The sequence below is a fragment of the Paraburkholderia sp. 35.1 genome (genome assembly GCF_050436525.1).
In the GTDB taxonomy this organism is placed as follows: domain Bacteria; phylum Pseudomonadota; class Gammaproteobacteria; order Burkholderiales; family Burkholderiaceae; genus Paraburkholderia; species Paraburkholderia tuberum.
The window spans coordinates 750,067-771,940 of sequence record NZ_JBNDMJ010000002.1 but is presented as its reverse complement, the minus strand read 5'-3'; the positions used below and the strand labels follow the sequence as shown (position 1 = coordinate 771,940).

The following is a 21,874-nucleotide window of genomic DNA, read 5'->3' as shown; positions in this document are numbered from 1 at the left end:
GGGGGTCCGTTACGACGAGGCGGCTTCGGACGCGGCCGGCGCAGGCGATGCCGCCGCGCTCGACGCCGGCGCGGCTTCGGACGCGGCGGCGGGCGCTTTCGGGCCGGCGGCGGACTTCGGATGCGCCGGCTGGATCTTCGCGCCGTCGTTCAGACGATCCATGCCGTCCGTCACGACCGGGTTGCCGGCCGCGAGTCCCGACACGATCACCGTGTTCTTGCCGTCGCCCGGTCCGAGCTTGACCTTGTGCACGGACACCGTGCTGTCCGGATTGACCAGATAGACGAAGTCGCCCGGCGCGCCGGACTGTACCGCGGCGGTCGGCACGAGCACCGCGTTCTGCATCGTGTCGACGAGCAGCTTCACGTTGACGAACTCGTTCGGGAACAGCGTTTCGTCGTCGTTCGCGAAGGTCGCGCGCAAGGTGACGGTGCCGGTCGCGGTCGCCATCTGGTTGCTGACCGCGTACAGCGTGCCGGTCGCGATCTCGCGCGAGTTATCGCTCGAATACGCGGTGACCGGCAGCTTCGCGCCGGTGGCGAGACGCTGCACGATCGACGCGAGCGAATCCTGCGGCACCGTGAACTGCACCGTGGTCGGCTTCACGGTCGTGATGACGACGATGCCCGTCGACGACGACGCGGTCACGTAGTTGCCCGGATCGACGAGCCGCAAGCCGACCTTGCCCGCAATCGGCGCGGTGATGCGGCAATAAGCGAGGTCGAGATCGAATTGGGCGATGTTGGCGAGGTCGACCTTCACCGCCGCTTCGTCCTGCTGCACGAGGAATTGCTGATCCGCGAAGGTTTGCTGCGCGATCGACTTGCGTTCGTTCAACTGCGTATAGCGCTCGAGATCGGCGCGCGCCTGCGCGAGCGACGCGCGGTCTTTCGCGAGCGTCGCTTCCGCCTGCTGCTTGCTGATCTGATACTGGCGCGGATCGATCTGCGCGAGGAACTGGCCTTTTTGCACCTCCTGGCCTTCTTGATAGCCGACTTCGGTCAGATAGCCGCTCAGCTGCGGCAGCACGGTCACGGTTGCGATCGGCGTGACGGTGCCGAGCTCGCTCAGTGTGACCGGCATCGAACCGAGCGTCGCCTGCGCGACGGTGACGACGATCGCCGCGTTCTCGCGCACCGGCTTCTTGCGCGTCATCAGATGAATCACGACGAGCGCGACCAGCATGAGCACGACAACCGCGAAAATGATGAGCCCGCGTCGGGAGCGCTTTGGCGGCGGGGACACGGTTTCGCTCATGTTGATCTCCGGGAACGGATATTGGTGTCGATACTCGGTTGGAAGCTCGTCCGCTGACGGGACTGCGCAAAAGTGCCATGGTTCACGCGCGTTGTCATCAGTCGAACGCCTCCGGACGTGTTGTTATGAAGACGTAAGGAAATGGGGCGAGGGCTTGAATACGGGCATGCGTGAATGTAACCGGCTTGCGCCGGCCTTGAGTTACAGGGGCGCAACATGTTGGCCGCTGGAAGAGTCCGGGGCATCGATCGGGCGGCACGTGGGGACGGACACCCGCATGGGCAGAGTTATGGGCCCGGCGGGACATCGCAATATGCGGTAACAGACGACAGCCAACTGGCAACCGGGCCGTGCGTCCAGAATCGTCACAATCGTCCGCTATCATCGCGAGCCAGCGTCGCGCGCGCCGCGACTGTCACGACACCCCACAACCTCGCCCCGATGTCCATCACCGTCAATTTCCCAGCCGAAGTCCGCGACTGGATCGCCGCCAACCTTTCGCGCGGCGTCGCGCCCCAAGCGATCGTCAACGAACTGGTAAACCGCGACAACGCGGCCGAGCTCGCGTCGGCGATGGTCGATGCGGTCGCATCGGCGTTCCTGTACGGTATGGCGCTGCCCGGCGACAAGCTCGAAGTCGGCAGCGCGCCGCTCAGCTACCAGCCCGAGCCGCTGCGCGTGCCCGACGCTCCGCTGATCCAACTCGGCGAGCGCAAGGTGCGCGTGCTGTCGCGGCTGCAACGACCGGCCGCCGTGCACATCGCCAATTTCCTGAGTGCCGATGAATGCGAGCAGCTGATCGCGCTCGCACAGCCGCGGCTCGACCGGTCGGCCGTCGTCGATCCAGTGACCGGCCGCGATGTGATCGCCGGTCATCGCAGCAGTCACGGGATGTTTTTCCGTTTGGGCGAGACGCCGTTGATCTCGCGCATCGAGGCGCGCATCGCGGAACTCACGGCAACCCCGGTCGAAAACGGCGAAGGCCTGCAAATGCTGCACTATGAGGAAGGCGCGGAGTCGACGCCGCACGTCGACTATCTGATGACGAGCAACGAAGCGAATCGTGAGTCGATCGCGCGCAGCGGCCAGCGCATGGGCACGCTGCTGATGTATCTGAAAGACGTCGAAGGCGGCGGTGAGACGGTGTTTCCGCAGCTTGGCTGGTCGGTCGCACCGCAGCGCGGGCACGCGCTCTACTTCGAATATGGGAACCGCTACGGGCTGTGCGATCCGAGCTCGCTGCACGCGAGCACGCCGCTGCGCACGGGCGACAAGTGGGTGGCGACCAAATGGATTCGTACGCGGCGCTTCGCGCCGCGCGTTCAGGCTTGAGAAGTCAGGCCTGACAGGCAACGCTTGCAGCGTCGCGCTGCTAGCCGCGGCGGGCTGCAGCGCGAAGCCGGTAGCAGGATGGGCGCGTCAGACGCCGCGCCCTCGAAGCAAGCTCATCAGAACTGCTCGATCCACGTGGCGAGGCGATCGGCGGCGAACTCGCTACCGCGCTGCGCCGGCCGGAACGCGATCGCATCGCCTTCACTGGCCGGCTGCAGTGCAACGTCATTGCCGTCGAGCCACAGAAGGCTCGCCAGCCATACCGCGTGCCCGCTCGACACCGCGTTGTTGCCCGGCTCGGCGAGAAACTCCGCGAGTGTGGCCGGCTGGTCGCACACGAGACCATCGCCTTCGCGGCGCACATTGATGCCTGCCTCGGAAAATACCCCGGCCAGCGTCGTCAGTGCGTCGCTCGCAGTCACGCTCGCGCTGCCGTGACGGTTACGCAGCGTGGCGAGGTGCGCGGCCACCGTATGACCGAACGCGCCGCTGCGGGCACTCTCGGCCGCGATCAGATCGGAGTAGTCCTGCAGCAGCCAGTCCGGCTCGGAGTTCGGCACGTCGGCGAGTACCGCTGCGGCGAGATACGTCTCGACCGGCTGAAAGCGCTCGGGCCCGATCAGCGTGGCCGACAGCGAACGCACCAGACCGATGCGAGTGGCGACCACCTGCTTTTGCAGCACGCCCAGCTTCTCGCGCACCAGCGTATCGCGCTCCTTGCGCAGCTCGGCAAGCTCGAGCGCCTGCTTCAGCTCCATGCGCAGCGCCGTGATGTCCCAAGGCTTCTTGATGTAGCGATGGATATGACCGAGGTTGACGGCCGCGACGGTCTGATCGATTTCCGAATACGCGGTGGTCAGGATCCGCACGACATGCGGAAAGCGCTCGCTCGCATAGCGCAGCAGCTCGTTGCCGAACTCGCCCGGCATACGCTGGTCGGAAACCAGCACCCCCACCCTGTCGCCGTGCTCGTCGAGCAGCGCCTTGCCCTCTTCCACCGAGCCGCCAGTCAGGACCGGCGCCAGGCTTCCGATGGCACGCTGGAAGTACTTTACGGCGGTAGCTTCGTCATCGACGAAAATGATCGCCGGCGCCAACTCCTCTGTGGCTTTTGCTTCGTTCATCAACAACTCCTGTGCGTTTGACCTTTGATATGGGGGAAATCCAGCACTACGGTGGTGCCTCCCCACGACGTGGACTCGATCCTGAGTCCGCCGCCACAGGACTGCATGACACGGTTGCATAGAATCAGGCCCAAGCCGTTCCCCCCGGATTTCGCGTGCGTTGTAATTGGGTCCGTCAACAGGCGGTCTTTGATCTCGGGCGGAATTCCCGGCCCGTTGTCGCAGATGCCGATGCTCGGGTGGGGTTCCGTTGTCACGGTAAAGCGCACCGACGGCGACGGCACATCCGCGAGCGCGCGCAACGCGTTGGACAACAGCGACGACAGCACGAGCGCCACGCAATTCGGTTGCGTGAGCACGGCAAAGTCGCTGTCGACGTCGACCTGTACCCACGAGCGCTGCGCGGTCGTAAACGGATACGTATCGAGCAACGCCGAGATCAGCCCATGCGCGGTACTCTCGATGCGCGCCTCGTCGCCCTCCAGTTGCCGGCGCCGCCCGTTGTGCACCGAGCGCCAGAAGGACGACACCACCGCCATGCAGTACTGCGCGCTCTCGCGCATCGATTTCGCGGCGCCGAGAATTTCGCCTTCCGCATCGCGCTCCGCGTCGATGCGATCTTCGATGCTGTGCGCGTTCAACGCGATCGCCGCGAGCGGCGTGTTCAGTTCGTGCGCGATGAACGCCAGGGTTTCGTCGATGGCGATCAGGCGCTGATTCTGCATCGCGCGTTCGTGGTAACGATCAAACGCCAGTTGCAGCGTATCGCGCACTGCCGCCGGCTTCAGCGGCTTTTCGAGGATGCGGAACACCTCGCCGGTGTTGACCGTCTGCAATAACATCTCGACGTCTGCATAAGCAGTGACCAGAATCCGCACGATGTGCGGATATTCCAGCGCCACCTGGCGCAGCAGGTCGCCACCGTCACGCCCCGGCATGCGGAAGTCCGTGACCAGCACCGCGATGCGGGCGTTGTCCTGCTCGAGGATAGCGATCGCCTCGTCGCTGCTCGTCGCGAGCAGGACCTCGTAATCGGCACCTACGGTGCGCGCGAAATATTTGCAGGCCAACTCTTCGTCATCGACGTAGAGAAGAGTGGGCTGTGTCTGTCGGATGTCATTCATGGTGTTTCTCAGGGTGCGGGCGACAGATCGAAACTGAATGACGCCCAACTTCCCTGCTCGCTCTCAGCAAACAGCAGGCCGCCATGACGCTCGATCACCGCATAGCTGATCGACAGCCCGAGGCCCAGGCCTTGTCCCACTTCGCGGGTGGTAAAAAATGGCTCGAACACGCGCGCGAGATGCTCCGGCGCGATGCCCGGCCCGTTGTCTTTTACCGTCACATGCAGGCGGTCTTCGGTCCATCTGACGTTGACATGAATCGCCGGCGCGGGCGTGCCCGCCTTGCGCATCGCCAGCACCGCATTCGACAGCAGGTTGATCAGCACGCCGATGATGGCCGCCTCGTCGCCCTGCACCAGCGTATCCGCGGGCAGCTCGCGCGTGACGGTGACGCCCCGCAATTCATGCCCGACGAGCCGGATCGCCGAATCGAGCGCCTTTTCGAACAGGAACGGCGTGCCCAGCTCCGCCTCGGCGCCGGGCTTGCGATACGCGAACGTCTTCAGGTCCGACACGATGTGCTGGATCCGCTGCATGCCCTGCCGCGCATCGACCAGACATTCCTGCAGCGTCGGCTCCTTCTTCGAGATCGGCTCTTCCAGCGCAACCTCGATTGCCATCAGACAGAAGTTCACCGGGTTGTTCACTTCGTGCAGCAGGCCGGCCGCGAGCGTACCGATCGCCGCCATTTTTTCCTGCTGCAGCAGTTGGCCCTTGATGTCGAGCAACTGCCGATTGATCACTTCGAGTTCGGCGTTCTTCGCGGAGACCTCCGCGTTTTTCTCGGACACCTCGGCCTTCAGGCGAAACAGCATGAAGCGCACACGTTCGTTGAAAAACGTGTAGACCGCACTTGCGGCAGCGGCGAACAGAAGGAGCAGAACATTGACGGTCATCGTGCCGAGCGGCACGCCGTCATGCGGAGGCAACAGGCAGGCCAGCAGATACAGAAAGCAGGACAGCACGCCGAACACGAGGTTTTGCCACAGACCGAATGGCAACGCAATGCCGGACGCGAAGATGGCCAGATTCAGGCCCATGTAATAGGGCGACAGAACACCATCGGTGCGCCAGATCATCCATGAAATCATCGCCTGCGGCAGCAGCAGCCAGGACAGCGTCAGCCATGGAGTAAGCCGCCGCCCCATGCTGGTGTCGAGCAAGGCGATGATACCGCCGATCATCAACGACACGAGCAGGCGCGCGAGCGCGAACGACGTCTGATACTGCGGATACTGCGCGTAATCCAGCCCCACGCCGAGCAGCACGAGCGCAATCGCTGTGCACGCGCCGCCCCGGCTGAACGTGACGCGAAAGTCGGCCAGCTCGGTTTGATAGCCGCTCTGCAGGGGACTGGTAGTCATGAACAGGGATGTCGACACGGTTTCAGAGGATCGTGGCTTCCGCGAACACATTCACCCCGGTCTCGTCGACGTAGAGCTTCTGGTCAGTGGAGTTGGCGGGAAGCAGCGAGCTCATGCCGCTTTCGTTCCGATAAATCAGATACCACTCGAGCAGATGCTCCATCCCGTACTTCTCCGGATTCGCCGAATGGACGTTGGTGACCAGCAACTGGCCGCCAGCTCGCGTGCGAGCGGCGAAGTAACTCAGGAGACGCGCGCAGACCTTGTCCGACAGATAGTCGAACAGACCCGCGCAGTACACCGCGTCGAATTCGCGCGCGGAGGGGTCCGTTGAAATTTTACGCTTGAGCAGATCGTGCACCGACTGATGCACCATTTGCACCGAGGCTTTATGGCCCGCGGCATTCGCCGAGCTTTCGATCGCGTCCTTCGTAAACGCCAGCGTTTCCTCGCTGAAGTCGACCAGCTCGAACGACAGCAGCTCCGGATGCGGATATTCGCGCACGAAGCGCTGGATCTCGAAAGCGGGCCCGCAACCGACGTTGAGGATGCGCAACGGCCTGCCGGCAGCGCGCGCCGCTTCGGCCTGACGCGTCAGAAAGTCGATCAGCAACGTGATGCGGTTGCGGTGCGCAGTCGCGACCGCCGCGTGCAGGAACGCGGTATTGACGATCTGGAAGTATGTGGTCGGTCCCTGCTGCGGATCGCTAAGGATCTGGTTGACCATCTCGTAGTCGCCGGCATAGCCGAGCGGCTTGGTGAACGTGCGGTAGACGAATGGCGCGCGCAGCAGCAACGGATGCAGTGCCGCTTGCGCATACGTGCGATGCACGGGTGCGGTCTCGGCGTCGACGCGCTCGGCCTCTTCCTCCAGGCGGTCGAGGAAGAACTTGATCTTGAGCATGATCGGCGTGGCGAGCTCGTAGAACAGGTCCTCGCGCAGCCTGCCTTCTTCGGTCTTCGGCAAGCTCTCGGTCAGGTCGACCTGCTCGACCCAGCGCGACACTTCCGACAGGAATGCGCGCATCTCGTTCACGACGATCTGATAGTCGCGCCGGATATTGAAGCGCGCGTCCCAGTCGCTAATAAAGAGTTCTGCTTCCCGGCCGACCGATTTCGCTTCATTGGGCAGAACGCTAAGCTCGCGCCATTCGTCGATGAGTGCCAGCGAAACCACCGCGGTCAGACCGGTGTTCACCAGACTCACCACCACCGCCTTGCCGAGATAGGCATTCTTGGTGCCCATGCGCACGCTCAGCTCGCTTAACACCTCGCTGACCTGCACGATGGAATAGGGGTTATAGACCTCCATGACCAAAGACTTTCTCTGGAGGTTAATGATCGTCCCACGCACGTGCTCGCGCTGCGAGTTGCGGAAGCTGATCACCGGGTCGATTTGCGTTTGAGAGTACACGGTATTAGTACCTGAGGAATCCGGGAACGCAGCAGGGTGTTGGAGAAGTCCAGTGAATGGCTGCCGCACGCACGACACCGGCGACAAGTCGTGGACGCGTTTCAAACCACAGTTGAGCTGGAAACACCAAAGCCCTTTGCCAGAATGGCTCCAGCGGGTTGCAGTGTAACATCAACACGTTCAATTCTGACTGAGGTCAAATTCAGGATGAAACGTATATGAAGGATTTCTTGCGAGCATGTCGTGCTGTAGAAAGCCGTTTTTGCAAAGAATCATTTGAAACGAGTTGGCGAGCGCGCGGGTGCAATCGCCGACAATTCGTTTCTCGACAATGACTTGCAATCGCATTGCCACGATGGCGGCACGATCCGCTATTGAGCGGGTGCGTTACTTGTGCCTTTCTGATCTATGCCCTTTGGATATGCCCCGTGCATTCGCCGAATAAGCCTTTTTTAACGCAATTCGCGTCCGGCGCGGCAAACGTTTTTCTTTTAGAGTTCGGCGCGAGTACCGTCGACAATCGAGCGGCTCGCGCACTCGTTGACTCATTCGTGCAAGGCCAAACCTTTCACGGCCTTATCGACGGCTTTCTTCGGTCCGTGCAGTGCGAGACCGACGAGATCGAGATTCGCCGCGTCCTCGGCGCGAAAGACTGCGCGATTCGCCGCGTCATGCCCCGTCGAAAACATCGCGTGCACATACGGCACGATTCCGAGCTCGCGCGACAACGCCTGCCGATGCGCGCCCTGCAGACCGAACCGGTCGGCGGCGAACACCATCATCGGCTGGCCGAGCATGCGGCCGTAGCGGTGCCCGGCGGCATCCTCGTAGGGTTCGCCCAGCGCATCGGGCGCCGCGGCCGCCACACCGGTCGCGAGAAACGCGACCACATTGAGCTTCTGCCAGACCGCGAGATCGCTGCGCACGATCAGCGCCACTTTGGTATCGAACATGATGACTCCTCGTTGAGCCGCTCATGATCGACGATGCCGCGCGATCAGTCTGGAACGTTTGTGCACATCTGCCGGTACGCCGCCGGCGTCATGCGGTACGCCCGACGAAACCAGCGGCCGAGATGGCTCTGATCCGCGAAGCCGACTTCGGCGGCGACCTGCGCGGGCGTGCGGCCGGTCGCGAGCAGGCGCCGCGCGGCGCGCAGGCGCAAGCGCACCAGATACGCGTGCGGCGAGGTGCCGAACGCGCGCTGAAACAGACGCGTCAACCTGAACCGGTCGATGCCGGCAACTTCGGCGAGTTCGTCGAGCCCGAGATTGCCGTCCATGTGTTCGTGCAACAGATCGCGCACCCGCGTGATCGCAGGTGACGCGGCGGGGTCGCCGGTCAGCGGCGCATCGCGTAGCTGGGCGCCGAGTTGCAGCAGCAGACGATCGAGCGTCTGGTCGCGCGCGAGCCGGCCCTCGTTGCCGTAGATCGCGGCGAAGGCCTGGCCGATCGCATCGATGAGCGCACGGTCGTCGACCAGCGTATGGCCGAACGCCGCCTCGACGCCGGCCAGTCCCGGCAGATCGAGCCGCCGCGCCGCGCGCTCGACCCAGGCTTGCGGCAGATACAGCATCGCGTAGGTGAAGCCGGCCGCCTCTGGCGCGTGACCGTCGTGCAGCGCGCCGGGCTCGATCAGGATCGCGCGGCCCGGCACGCTCGTGTGCAACGACCGATGACACTGGAAGCGTTGCACGCCCTGCTCCGTATAGCCGATCAAAATGTCGTCGTGATCGTGCGGATCGTAGGCGTGGCCGCCGAAATGCGCGCGCAGGCTCTCGATGCCGGTTTCGGCATCGCGGCGGGCGATTAGCCAGTTGGCGGGACTGAGTGAAGTGGGCATGGGTTGGAGCTGGCGGGCAGCGGGCGATGCGGCCAGCGGATAGTGTACGGCAGCGGGGGAATCGGGTCGGGCCAACGCCCCCGTCGGCGAGACGTCCTCCGATGTCAGTGCAACTCACCCGCTCGTCGCCGACCAGAACGACGATGCCAACGACCGTTCCTGTCGACGAAGGCAACCGGCGTCACGGCTTCTTCGAACGCGGAGGCCGTGCGTTGACGAACGGGTTATAGCCGCGCGAACCCGCCGGCCGATCCGGTTCGGTCGCGCGGCGGCGCTTGCTGGATCGTCCGTCGCCCGACAATTGCGCAAGCAGTTCTTGCGATTCGGACTCCGACTCCGCGTCCGTTTCATCCACGGGCGGCGCGGTTTTTTTGCGTCGCGCGGTTTTTGGCTGCGCTGCTTTCTCGTCCGTATCCGGCGCGACGCCCGCGATGTGTTCGATCACGGTCATGAACGATGCCGATGCCGATCGGACAGGTTGTCCCGGCAGCATCGTCAGCGCGACGATTTCGTGCAGTGAACGACCGTCGACGGAGCGGCCCTCCACCGTGTCATGCCAGTCGACATCCGCTTGCGCGAAGGCGCCGATCACACGTTCGAGCACGGCCGGCGACAGGACGCCGCCGTCGTACAACCGGATCACGACGCTTTCGAACATCTGGAGCGGGGCGATGCCCGTTGTTTTCGACGCCACGTTATGTCATCCGGTTGGTTTCTCTTCCAGTATCAGCCAGCAAATCATATGCCGATGTGGCGAGTAACTCATCGTGATCGCCGAATACGGCATGCACCGACGGTTACTCGGTCACGCCGGGCGGCCCGAAAGCGCTGCTGCGATAGCGGGGTTTATTCGTAGCGAAACCAACGGAACGCCGGGGAAAGACGTAATCGAGCTGGCGATATTGGTCTACGCGAGCAGCAGTAACGCGTCCGTCAGTGACAGCACCGTTGTGCGTGAATCGAATGCGGTAGCAAACAGATGCTCGTGGACCACCTGGTCCGGGTCGTAACAGCAATCCTTCACCGTATACAGGCGGAAGTCCGCGTCGCTGGCGTACGCGACCGAAGAGAGCACGACGCCGGTCGACGCGATGCCGACCATGATCAGCGAATCGATACCTTGCTCCGAAAGCTTCGCCTCCAGATCGGTGCCGAAGAACACGCTCGCACGATGCGCGATGACGAGCGGTTCGTTGGCCTGCTGGCCCAACTCTGGCGCGATCCGGTCTGCGAGGAAGAGGCCAAGACTTTTGATTTCCTGCCCGTTCCTGTTCAACGGGCTGACTTCCGGATAGCCCGGACTGAACCTGAGGTTGGCGAAATAGACGCTGACGCCTTTGGCCCGGGCCGCGTCGCATAAGCTGCGCGTATTGGCGAGCAAGGCGGGCGCGACCGACGGAAAGAGTCCGAGAATGTCGGTCTGGTAGTGCATGACGACAAGCGCGGTTCGCGATGGTGCGATGGCCGGAATCCGTGCACTCGTGCGAGTGCCGCCGAGCCCGTCGTTCGCGGTGCCGTCAGAACCTGCGTTGGTTGTCATTACGCCTCCTTCATCCGGGTTTCACGTCCTGTTGTCGGAGCGGCCGCTTCGATGCCGTGGAAATCATACTTCATCGCATCGCGCGGGTGATCATCGATTCCGCCCGGACGCATACCCTACTTCAACGACCCTGTCCGCTTGCTACACTATGTACAAAGGCCGCCGGCGCTCCCGCAAGGGTCATGAACCCCCTGCGACGCAACTTCGCAACAAAACAGAGGATGAGCATCCAAATGACGCTTTCGACGAGAAAATTTGGTCGTACCGGCTGGAATGTGTCGGAAATCGGTTTTGGGGCATGGGCGATCGGCGGCTCGTGGGGCAGTGTTGCGGAAGATGACGCCAAGGCCGCGCTAAATGCCGCGCTCGACAACGGTGTCACGTTCATCGACACGGCCGATGTCTACGGCGATGGTCGCTCCGAACGGATCATCCGCGACGTGCTGCGGCAACGAGGCGGCGAACGTCCGATTGTCGCCACCAAGCTCGGGCGCCGACTCGACCCGCATGTGACCAGCGGCTATCTGAACAAGCGCGAGCTCGAAGCTTTCATCGACCGGAGTCGCTCGAATCTCGGCGTCGACACGCTCGACCTGGTCCAGCTGCATTGCCCGCCGACGGAGGTTTACTACCGTCCCGAGGTGTTCGACGCAATGGACGACTTCGTCGCCGCCGGCAAGATCCGCTACTACGGCGTGTCGGTCGAAAAGGTGGAAGAAGCGCTGAAGGCGATCGAATATCCGAACGTGGTTTCGGTGCAGATCATCTACAACATGTTCCGTCAGCGTCCATCCAATCTGTTCTTCAGGCAAGCGCAAAAGAAAGACGTTGCGGTCATCGCGCGAGTGCCTCTGGCCAGCGGCATGCTCACGGGCAAGATGTCCGCCGATTCGACTTTTGCATCAGACGACCATCGTGCATTCAATCGGCATGGCGAGGCGTTCGACGTCGGCGAAACGTTCTCCGGCGTGCCCTACGACGTCGCGTTGCAAGCGGTCGATGAACTGCGCGGCCTGGTACCCGTGAACGCCTCCATGGCGCAGCTGGCTCTGCGCTGGATCCTGATGGAGGATGCCGTCTCCGTCATCATCCCGGGCAGTAAAAACGCGGCCCAGGCGGCGTCGAACGTCTCGGCCGCGAGCCTCGCGCCGCTGTCCGACGAGGTAATGCAACGGGTCCGGGATGTCTATCAGCGCCATATCGCGCCGCACGTCCATCAGCGCTGGTAAAGGCAACGCGGTGGCGGCTTCGCGGTGGGCGCATTCGACATGCAGGGAGCACCCGGAATAAATTGTGTTTGCACCTGGACTCTGGAGAACCTCATGACAGACATCGCACTTGCACGCAAAGATGCTTGCCTCGCAGTGGTTCATGCGGTACTGACGGACTTGAGCGACGACAGCAATCTGGTCGGCGCGGCTCTACGTGTTGCGGACTACCTCGTAGATGATCTCGAAGGCAAGATCACCGAGACCGACGCCATACTGCTTGCTGTCACCGCGCTAACCAAGGTCAATCGCGCGATTCGCGAGTGGAACGACGTGGACGGCAACGCGATGGACGCGATGAGAGTCGCGGATTTCGTCATCGATGAACAAATGAACGGGTACGACAGCGCGCCACATCAACCGACTTCGTCGGCGGCAAGAATCGAGGCGCGAGCGGCCGCGGTGATCCGGCCGACGGGGTCCCCGGTGCGGCCTGTTCACCACTGAGTTTCGTATCTCACTCCGGGCGCGCCACCGCCGGCCGTTTCAGCGGCTGGATGGTGACCATCGCAAGCCCCGCTCCGGCGAACGCACACGCGGCGCAGACGAGCGCGACGGCCCGCAGCGCGTCTGTCATCGCATCGGCTTGCGCGCGCGCCACGGATGTCTCGCGCGGCGTATGCGAGTCGCCCGCCGCCCCTCCCGCTTGCTCGACCGGCGCCAGCAATTGCCCGCTCTGGCGCGTATCTTGCGGCACATGCAGTTCGTCGAGGCGCGCCGATAGCGCCGCGTGGTGCGACCACACGAATACGATGCCGAGCACCGCAATCGCCAGCAGTCCCGCCACGCGCGCAACGGCGTTATTGATGCCGGACGCCACGCCTGTGCGGTCGCTCGGCACCGCGCCCATCACTGTCGTGGTAAGCGGCGCGACGGTGATCGTCATGCCGAGCCCGAGCACGACTAGCGCAGGGAAGAATTCAGCCCAATAGCTGCCGCGCACGAACGGCAGCGCCAGCAACGTGAACCCGACTCCGGCGACGCCCGGGCCAACGGTCAGCAGCGTGCGCGAACCGAAGCGGCTAGTCAGACCGCCAGTGAAGCGCGATAGCAAACCGATGATGAAAGGCACCGGCAACAGCGCCGCCCCCGCTTCGGTCGCGGTGTAGCCATGCGCGCGGATCAACGTGAACGGCAGGAAAAAGAACGTGCCGCCAAGGCCGAAGTAAAGCAGCAGTGTGACGAGGTTGGCGCCGGCGAAGTCGCGCGAGCGAAACAGGTCGAGCGGCATCATCGGGTTGGGGCTGCGCGCCTCAATGGTCACGAATGCGGCGAGCATCAGCACGCCGGCGCCAATCGCACAGAATACGAGCGGATGCGCGAAGCCACGCGCCGATGCTTCGGTCAGGCCGAACGTCAGCGCGGCGAGGCCCGTGGCTGCGCTCAGTGCGCCGGGCCAGTCGAGCTGTCCAGGCGCATCGGCCCCGTGGCTGTTGGGCACCGCCGATATGGCGAGCGCGATCGTCAGCGCCGCGAGCGGGACGTTCAGGAAGAAGATCGCGCGCCACGACCACGCGTCGACGAGCCAGCCGCCCGCCACCGGCCCCACGGCCGACGTGATCGCGCCGACGCCCGCCCAGGTGCCGATTGCCCGTCCGCGCGCTGCGTCGTCGAACACTGCGCCGATGATCGCGAGACTGCTGGGTACCAGCAGTGACGCGCCGATGCCTTGAACCGCGCGCGCGGCGACCAGCGCAAACGTATTCGGTGCAAACCCGCAAGCGGCCGACGCCAGCGTGAAAAGCGCGACGCCCGCGATGAACACCGTGCGCCGGCCGAGCTTGTCGCCCATCGATCCGCCGACCAGCACGAGGGAGCCGAGAAACAGCAGATACGCGTTGACGACCCACTGCATCGCCGCGACGCTCGCGCCGAGTTCGCTCTGAATGGCCGGCAGCGCGACGTTGACGACGGAGCCATCGATGAACGCCATGCTCGAACCACCGATCGTCGCGGCCAGCGCGAGGCGCTTGCGCTGGCACGGGCGGCCGGTCGTGATTGGCTGCGTGCGGATGACGAGCTCGTCGCACGGGCTCGCCTGCGCGGCGATGATGTGCGCCGTCCTCGGCTTGCTACCAGGATGATCAGGGTCGGCCACGTTCGCTCCCGTGCTGGTCGATGAAGACTTAGAGCCTGTTCGTGCCAGCGAGGCTAGTCAACCCCGCAGCGCGACATCGCGGAGCGGGTTTTGCCCATTCGGGGTGTCGCGCGCCGCCGGACGGGACGCCAAGGACTTCGCCGGCGAGCGGTTACAGGTGATAATCGCTTGGAAGCAATCGATCTAAAAAAGCGGAGAAGGAATGGACAAGCAAGGTTTCACCACTGGCATCGTTCACGGCGACAGAATTGCGGGCACCGAGCACGGTGCCTTGCGTCAGCCAGTTCATACGTCCGTGCAATATGGTTTCGAGCGCGTCGAGGACCTGATCGGCGTGTTCCAGGGCACGAAGAAAGGCGGCTTCAATTACGCACGGCAGGGCACGCCCACCACCGCCGCGCTCGAGCGCAAGCTCACCAGCCTCGAAGAAGGCGTCGGCACGGTCTGCTTCAGCACAGGCATGGCCGGCATCACCGCGACGTTCCTGACGCTGCTGCGCGCGGGCGATCATCTCGTGTCGAGCCGTTACGTGTTCGGCAACACCAACAGTCTGTTCGGCACGTTGCGGGCGCTCGGCGTCGAAGTCACGACCGTCGACGCGTGCAACGTCGACGACGTGAAGAACGCAATCCGGCCGAATACGCGCATGGTGTTCGTCGAAACCATCGCGAATCCGGGCACGCAGATTCCCGACCTGCAAGGTATCGGTGACGTGTGCCGTGAGCGCGGCATCGTGTACTTCGTCGATAACACGATTACCTCGCCCGCATTGTTCAAGCCAAAGGCGGTCGGCGCGAGCCTCGTCATCAACTCGCTGACGAAGACTATCGCGGGTCATGGCGCGGCCCTCGGCGGCGCGGTGACGGATACCGGTCTGTTCGACTGGAGCGCGTATCCGAACATCGCCGACGACTATCGGCGTTCGGCGGCAAAGGATCAGGGGCTGCTGCAGATCCGCAAGAAAGGCCTGCGAGACATGGGCGCGGCATTGTCGTCCGAGCAGGCGCACTCGATCGCGATGGGCGCGGAAACGCTCGCCTTGCGCGTGAAGCAAAGCAGCGACAATGCGCTCGCGCTCGCGCAGTTTCTCGAAGGGCACGAAGCGATCGGCAACGTGTTCTATCCTGGCCTGAAGAGCCATCCGCAATACGAGATCGCACAGACGCTGTTCAAGGGCGCGTCGTGGCTGTTGTCGTTCGAATTACTCAACGTGGATCGCATGGTCGAAGTCGTCAACGCGCTCAAGCTGCCGGTCAAGGCGACCGGTCTCGGCGACACGCGCACGCTGATCATTCCCGTCGCGCCGACGATCTTTTTCGAAGCCGGGCCGGAAACGCGCAAGGCGATGGGCATTTCCGACGGCATGCTGCGGCTGTCCGCCGGCATCGAGGATATCGACGACCTGATTGCGGATTTCGCACAGGCGCTCAAGTTCGCGGCGTAGTTTTTCGGGCCTTCGAAATTCTGAGCGAGGCTGGTGCGCCGGCCTCGCTTGTTTAGTTCCTGGCAGTGCAATCGGACGCCGGGGTATCAGTTGAAGGTCTGGGCTACTTCCTGCGCCGCTGATACATGAGCTTCACGATATCGGTCGTCGGCCCGCTGGTCATGAGGCGACGGATCTCGTCCATGTGAACCCAGCGACACCTGGCTATTTCGTTACTCGGGCGAGCTTTGGCCCGATTCGGGATTTCGCAGGAAAACACGTGATGGTGCTTCTGCTTGCCACGGAAGTCGAAGAGATGCTTGGCCGACTTGCCGGATAGTTGAGTTTCTTCCTTGAGTTCCCGAAGTGCGGCGTCCGTGCGATGTTCTCCACGCTTGAGGATCCCGCCCGGTAAAGCCCACTTTGCTTGACTACGTGCGACCAGAAGGATTCGCTTACCTCTGCGACAGATCACGGTGGCGCGTTTCTTCAAACCGAACTCCCACTTATGCCCCAGATGCTCTCAAGATGCGCACCACGCGGCGGCGTATCGGGCGTTGCCAGACATAGTTGAGCATCCTAATACAGAACAGCAGAAGCCGGTAATGTTTCGAAGCGAGGACAGCGGACGCGCGGCAGCTTAAAGTATGTCATCAACGCGTCACAATCTCGGCGGTCGAGGGTCGCTATGGTAAGGTCTCGGCAAATGAATTTTCTATCGGACTCGAGGCTGCAATGAATATGGATGGTGACTGGTCCTTGCCACGGCCAAACACTCTCTTCAAAGTCAACCGCCGGACGGCCGGTTCATCACTTTCAAAAACGAGTTCCATCGCCAGTACCTTCTCGTCGCTGGCGGCGCCAGTGGTGGCCGAAGCCGTGCAAAGGGCAAGAGAGCTATCCACGCAGAGCGATGCAGAAGGGTTTCATCAGCTTCGCGTCGCTTTCAGAAAGCTTCGGGCTTTGTACTGGGCGTACTCTCCATACCTCGGAGAGGAATCGACCGCGCAAGCCACCGAAGAATTCAAGCGTCTTGCGGCCGTGGCAGGCCGAACCCGTGACTGGGACATAGCAGGCGATCTGCTGAGAGCCGCCAAGGAGTCCGGCGCTTCGATCGAACTGCTGGTGGCCGCGGCGCGCGAGAAGCGCGCGCAGGCGGTGGTGCATAGCCAGACGATGATCAAAAGCGACGATGTCGAGGCGTTTCTGAACGATGTCCTGCTTCGCGCGCAAACCGCACTGCTGTCGCGTTGCGACAATCTACCCATTCAGGCGTTCGCCGAGAAGCGTGTCCGTCTAGCGCAGCGTGCACTTCAAAAGCGAAGCAGACGCGCTGCACGCAGCGAGGACACCCACGAGGAGGATCTTCACGACGTTCGAAAGGCAGGCAAAAAACTGAGGTACCTGCTGGAGTTTTTTCAACCCGTTATCAAAGGCGGACACGGTCGCACCATCAAGGAATTGACATCCGTGCAGAACAAGCTGGGGCAGTTCAACGACATTGCCGCAAGCGAGGCGCTGATTCGCAGCGCGTCATTCAATGAGGTTCCGCCCGAGGTCGTGCAGGAATCGCTGCAATGGTTGGGAAAGCAGAAGTCCCAACGGATGCGGGAGGCATCACGGCGGGTCCGAGGCATCTCTAACTGAGGCGGGCGCGATCTGACTGTGTGGATGCCGAAGTATCACCGGGTTGTCGCGCGGTTGGTAAACGGCTGCGCTCGGCCACGAAGAGCCGCTCACCGGAAGCATCGCCGGGACAGTCAAACGTCAGTGACAATCTGGAAAGCGGACATCCAATCGGGACACGACGATATGCTCAGGCGCTTTTCTCGGGTGGCGAGCCGATGGTAACTCGCATGACAGGAGGGCAATCGAAGCCTTCCAGGTTAATTCTTGACAAATCAATCTGCCTACCTACCCTTAGCAGAACTTGGCAACAACTCAATCGCTTGCGCACAACCAGTAAGGCAACGACTGTTCGGGGAGATGCTTTCCAAAGTCAACGTCGATGGGTCGGTCTCCCGAAGTCAAGCTCGCTTGACTTGGCAAACTTCCACCGGCAGGTAACGGAGGGTCGTCGTGGCGGCAAGAACGATTCATCGCGCATCGTTAAGCACGTTGGCCGGCGGCGCGCGCGGTCGATTGACGATTCCGCTGACGACGCGGCACCAGCGACTCAACCCTTTCTGCATCCTCCATGCCATATGGCTCATGGGCCTTGCACCCGTGCCGGCATTGGCGCAGCAGACGGTGACTGAACGACCCAATCTCTCCGGGAGCGAAACGATCGACACCCCCGCCAACAACGTCCTGTTTGTTGGCACCGATAACACGAGCACCAGCTTCTCCGGCACGATCAACAATGCTGGCGTTGCGAGCGATCCAACGTCGCAACAAGGCCAGTTTGTCAAAACGGGCGGCGGAACACTGACGATCGACGGCGCAAGGATCCGGGGGGGCTCCGCATTCGTGATTGGCGGTGGACTGGCGGCGACGAGCAGCGACGCCGCCATCGACTATCTTTCGCTGGGCCTGGGCAATGCCCCAACTCTTCCCGGATCGACGTCGTCTGGCACGTTGAACGTGAGCGGCGGCACGCTCACGTTCAACTCCGCGCTCCAGGTCGGCGACTTCGGCGGCACGGGCACGGTTACGCAGACCGCGGGCAACGTCGTCTTCGGTATGCCGGGCACGCCGGTGTCGCTGAACATCGGCAACCAGGGCGGTACGGGCACCTACAACCTGGCGGGCGGAACGGTCACATTCGGCAACAGCACCACCGACTTCATGACGCTCGGCCGCAATACGCAAGGCAACCCGAGCAGCGGCACGCTCAATCTGAGCGGCGGCACCTTCAACGTGGCTAATGGGACGCTGTTCATCGGCTCGAACGTCACGTCCACGGGTAGCCAGGGCACCGGTACGATCAACCAGACCGGCGGTACCCTTGCAATCGGCAGCGCGTCGAGACTGTTCCTCGCGGCGGCCGGCAACGGCACGTATAACCTGTCGGGCGGCACACTGCAGATTGGCGGAAGTTCGCTGTTCGGCGACTTCAACAATCTGGGTGGCACCTATGCATTCAATCTCGGTGGAGGAACGATACAGGTGGTGGGTTCGGCGCTGAGCGCAGGCGTCAACGCAACGCTGGTCGGAGGCACGACGTCGACCATCGACACCAACGGCATGGGCGCGACATGGTCCGGCGTGCTCTCCGGAAGCGGGGCACTGGCCAAGGCCGGCAACGGCGTGCTCGCGCTGACCAATGCGAATACCTATACCGGCATGACGACCATCTCCGCTGGCACGCTGGCGCTAACGGGAAGCGGCAGCATCAGTTTGACCAGCGGGATGTTAAACAACGGCACCTTCGATATTTCGGGCGTCACAACCACTCCGATTCCGGGGGTCGCGACGGGTGTCGTGCCGCTGCCGAACCTGTCGGGTAGCGGCACCGTGATCGACGGCACGAACATACTGGTGGTTGGCACCGATAACACGAGCACCAACTTCTCCGGCACGATCATCAATGCCGGCACGGCGAGCGACGCGCTGCACGGCATCTTCGTCAAGACTGGCGCAGGGACGTTCACGATCAACGGTGCGCGGATTCAGGGCGGCTCGGCTTTTGTGGTGGGCGGTGGACTAGCGGTCTCCAGCGGCAGCACCGCGATCGACTATCTTTCGCTGGGCCTCGGCAATACCCTCGCGACGCAGGTCCCCGGATCGACGTCGTCTGGCACGTTGAACGTGAGCGGCGGCACGCTCACGTTCAACTCCGCGCTCCAGGTCGGCGACTTCGGCGGCACGGGCACGGTTACGCAGACTTCGGGCAACGTCGTCTTCGGTATGCCGGGCACGCCGGTGTCGCTGAACATCGGCAACCAGGGCGGTACGGGCACCTACAACCTGGCGGGCGGAACGGTCACATTCGGCAACAGCACCACCGACTTCATGACGCTCGGCCGCAATACGCAAGGCAACCCGAGCAGCGGCACGCTCAATCTGAGCGGCGGCACCTTCAACGTGGCTGATGGGACGCTGTTCATCGGCTCGAACGTCACGTCCACGGGTAACCAGGGCACCGGTACGATCAACCAGACCGGCGGTACCCTTGCGATCGGCAGCACGTCGAGACTGTTCCTCGCGGCGGCCGGCAACGGCACGTATAACCTGTCGGGCGGCACACTGCAGATTGGCGGAAGTTCGCTGTTCGGCGACTTCAACAATCTGGGTGGCACCTATGCATTCAATCTCGGTGGAGGAACGATACAGGTGGTGGGTTCGGCGCTGAGCGCAGGCGTCAACGCAACGCTGGTCGGAGGCACGACGTCGACCATCGACACCAACGGCATGGGCGCGACATGGTCCGGCGTGCTCTCCGGAAGCGGGGCACTGGCCAAGGCCGGCAACGGCGTGCTCACGTTATCCGGCCAGAACACCTTTACTGGTCCGACCAACGTTCGCGATGGCGTGCTCAATCTGACCGGCTCGTTGCAGTCGCCGGTCAATGTGGAGGCGAACGGAACCCTGGGCGGTACAGGAACGGACTTGAACACCGTCACCAATGCCGGAACGGTTGAGCCGGGCTTCGGGCTCCCGGCAGGGCAATTCGGTGCGATGACTGTCAAAAATTTCGTGGGTGCCGGCGGCACGCTCGCGCTGCGCACGTTCCTCGGTCTGGATGGCTCGCCGTCGGACAGACTCATCATCAACGGCGGCAGCGCCGACCCTTCAGCCGTACGTATCACGAACGCAGGCGGCTCCGGTGGATTGACGACGGGGAACGGCATTCTCGTCGTCGAGACAACCAACGGTGGCACCACGGCGTCGGACGCCTTTTCGCTCGTCGGCGAGGCGCGCGGTGGCGCCGAAGACTATCGTTTGTTTCGCGGTGGCGTCAACAGCAGCAATCCCGAGGACTGGTTTCTGCGCTCGTCGTTCGTCGTGCCGCCCCCACCGGGGGGAAGCGAAGAGGAACCGGAAACTGGACCTGGCACCGAGCCCCCACCGGATCCGCTGCCGCCAGGCGTCTACCCGATCATCGGGCCGGAACTGGCCACCTATGGCGTAGTTCAACCGGTCGCCCGGCAGATGGGTGTAGAGATGCTCGGGACGCTCCATGAGCGCATCGGCGACACGCTCACGACGGAGAGCGGCGGCGCGGGCGGCTCGGGCTGGGCAAGCTCCGCCTGGGGACGCGTGTTCGGCGGCCAGATCGACAACCGCTACGAGGCTTACACCGATCCGCGCGTGAGCGGCGGAGTCGGAGGCGTGCAGACCGGTCTCGACCTATGGCGTGGAAGCGTCTGGCCCGGTCATCGCGACGCTGCAGGCGTCTACTTTGCATACGGCTACGGCAGTGCAGATGTCGATGGCCTGGTCACCAACGCAGCGGCAACCGGATACACGCTGGAGCACACCGGCTCAATGCATCTGAATGCATATACAGGCGGAGGCTACTGGACGGACTACGGCCCCAGTGGCTGGTATGTCGATGCGGTTGTGCAGGGTACGCACTACGACGGCGCCGCGACCACTCAGTTTGCGAATCTGCCGGTCCGGGGTACGGGCTTCGCGACATCACTCGAGGGGGGCTATCCGATCCCGCTGCCGCTCGGCCCGGGTTTCGAGCTGGAGCCGCAGGCGCAGATCATCTGGCAGCACGTGTCGTTCTCCGACGCGAACGATGGTCTGGGTGAAGTCTCCCTCGGCTCCACTTCGGGCGCGAGTGGCCGCCTCGGCGTGCGCGGGAAGTGGACCATCGAAGGCAGCCAGGGAGCGGTGTGGCAGCCGTATGTGCGTGCCAACCTGTGGCGGGATTTCAATGCCCAGGCCACCACGACCTTCGCCAATGACCGGGTGCCGCTGAATGTGCAGGCCACGCGACTGGAGCTCGCCGGCGGTGTCACCGCCAGGCTCAAGGAGCGGCTGAACCTTTACGGACAGTTCGGCTACCAGTTCGCCGTGAGTGGAGACAGCAATGTCCGCCGTAGTGGCGTCGCGGGCGATCTCGGCGTGCGCTACCAATGGTAGGGCCTCCAGACGTGCAAGGTGTCCTGCATCCCGACCTTCCAGGTCGTGGAT

The 21,874-nt window shown here is 63.1% G+C and carries 17 protein-coding genes; 6 read left to right on the top strand and 11 right to left on the bottom strand.

The features are described from left to right. Positions 1–9 precede the first annotated feature (9 nt). Positions 10–1,257: an efflux RND transporter periplasmic adaptor subunit gene (locus OKW27_RS09405; protein ID WP_429333303.1), complete on the bottom strand. Its 1,248-nt coding sequence runs from the start codon at positions 1,255–1,257 to the stop codon at positions 10–12. 441 nt (positions 1,258–1,698) lie between these two features. Between OKW27_RS09405 and OKW27_RS09400 the strand changes: the two genes are divergently transcribed. Further along, entirely contained in the window at positions 1,699–2,589 is an 891-nt protein-coding gene (locus tag OKW27_RS09400) for a 2OG-Fe(II) oxygenase (RefSeq protein WP_429333302.1), read from the top strand. A gap of 116 nt (positions 2,590–2,705) precedes the next feature. Here OKW27_RS09400 and OKW27_RS09395 read toward each other — a convergent pair whose 3' ends face one another. From OKW27_RS09395 to OKW27_RS09360, 8 genes are all read right to left on the bottom strand, one after another. Beyond that, on the bottom strand, positions 2,706–3,713 hold the full coding sequence (locus tag OKW27_RS09395) for a response regulator (protein ID WP_429333301.1): 1,008 nt from the start codon (positions 3,711–3,713) through the stop codon (positions 2,706–2,708). Then, positions 3,713–4,837 carry an ATP-binding protein gene (locus tag OKW27_RS09390; protein WP_429333300.1) on the bottom strand — a complete coding sequence of 375 codons (1,125 nt, stop codon included), beginning with the start codon at positions 4,835–4,837 and terminating at the stop codon, positions 3,713–3,715. Before OKW27_RS09390 ends, OKW27_RS09395 begins: the two co-directional genes overlap by 1 nt. Before the next feature lie 8 nt (positions 4,838–4,845). Further along, entirely contained in the window at positions 4,846–6,201 is a 1,356-nt protein-coding gene (locus OKW27_RS09385; RefSeq protein ID WP_090807732.1) for a sensor histidine kinase, read from the bottom strand. Between the two features lie 22 nt (positions 6,202–6,223). Beyond that, positions 6,224–7,615: a class I SAM-dependent methyltransferase gene (locus OKW27_RS09380; RefSeq protein WP_090807735.1), complete on the bottom strand. Its 1,392-nt coding sequence runs from the start codon at positions 7,613–7,615 to the stop codon at positions 6,224–6,226. Positions 7,616–8,160: 545 nt separating this feature from the next. Then, positions 8,161–8,568, bottom strand: a complete 408-nt coding sequence (locus OKW27_RS09375; RefSeq protein ID WP_090807737.1) for a DUF2000 domain-containing protein — start codon at positions 8,566–8,568, stop codon at positions 8,161–8,163. A 44-nt stretch (positions 8,569–8,612) separates the two neighbouring features. Continuing rightward, entirely contained in the window at positions 8,613–9,458 is an 846-nt protein-coding gene (locus tag OKW27_RS09370) for a helix-turn-helix domain-containing protein (protein WP_429333299.1), read from the bottom strand. 181 nt (positions 9,459–9,639) lie between these two features. Beyond that, complete coding sequence (locus OKW27_RS09365) at positions 9,640–10,152, bottom strand: hypothetical protein (RefSeq protein WP_429333298.1); 513 nt, start codon at positions 10,150–10,152, stop codon at positions 9,640–9,642. A gap of 213 nt (positions 10,153–10,365) precedes the next feature. Next, on the bottom strand, positions 10,366–10,998 hold the full coding sequence (locus tag OKW27_RS09360) for an isochorismatase family cysteine hydrolase (protein WP_429333297.1): 633 nt from the start codon (positions 10,996–10,998) through the stop codon (positions 10,366–10,368). A 233-nt stretch (positions 10,999–11,231) separates the two neighbouring features. Between OKW27_RS09360 and OKW27_RS09355 the strand changes: the two genes are divergently transcribed. Continuing rightward, positions 11,232–12,227: an aldo/keto reductase gene (locus OKW27_RS09355; RefSeq protein WP_429334574.1), complete on the top strand. Its 996-nt coding sequence runs from the start codon at positions 11,232–11,234 to the stop codon at positions 12,225–12,227. A gap of 93 nt (positions 12,228–12,320) precedes the next feature. Then, positions 12,321–12,713: a hypothetical protein gene (locus tag OKW27_RS09350; protein WP_429333296.1), complete on the top strand. Its 393-nt coding sequence runs from the start codon at positions 12,321–12,323 to the stop codon at positions 12,711–12,713. Positions 12,714–12,723: 10 nt separating this feature from the next. Here the strand turns inward: OKW27_RS09350 and OKW27_RS09345 are convergent, their stop codons facing one another. Then, positions 12,724–14,364 (bottom strand): MFS transporter, encoded by a 1,641-nt coding sequence (locus tag OKW27_RS09345; protein WP_429333295.1) that lies wholly within the window; start codon positions 14,362–14,364, stop codon positions 12,724–12,726. A gap of 202 nt (positions 14,365–14,566) precedes the next feature. On the opposite strand from OKW27_RS09345, the gene OKW27_RS09340 reads away from it, so the two are divergent. Next, positions 14,567–15,808 carry a cystathionine gamma-synthase family protein gene (locus OKW27_RS09340; protein ID WP_429333294.1) on the top strand — a complete coding sequence of 414 codons (1,242 nt, stop codon included), beginning with the start codon at positions 14,567–14,569 and terminating at the stop codon, positions 15,806–15,808. A gap of 103 nt (positions 15,809–15,911) precedes the next feature. Here OKW27_RS09340 and OKW27_RS09335 read toward each other — a convergent pair whose 3' ends face one another. Then, positions 15,912–16,280 (bottom strand): NUDIX hydrolase, encoded by a 369-nt coding sequence (locus tag OKW27_RS09335; RefSeq protein WP_184070277.1) that lies wholly within the window; start codon positions 16,278–16,280, stop codon positions 15,912–15,914. Between the two features lie 242 nt (positions 16,281–16,522). Here OKW27_RS09335 and OKW27_RS09330 point away from each other — a divergent pair, with 242 nt between their 5' ends. Then, entirely contained in the window at positions 16,523–17,434 is a 912-nt protein-coding gene (locus tag OKW27_RS09330; protein ID WP_429333293.1) for a CHAD domain-containing protein, read from the top strand. Positions 17,435–18,037: 603 nt separating this feature from the next. Beyond that, positions 18,038–21,823 carry an autotransporter outer membrane beta-barrel domain-containing protein gene (locus OKW27_RS09325; RefSeq protein WP_429333292.1) on the top strand — a complete coding sequence of 1,262 codons (3,786 nt, stop codon included), beginning with the start codon at positions 18,038–18,040 and terminating at the stop codon, positions 21,821–21,823. Positions 21,824–21,874: the final 51 nt, after the last annotated feature.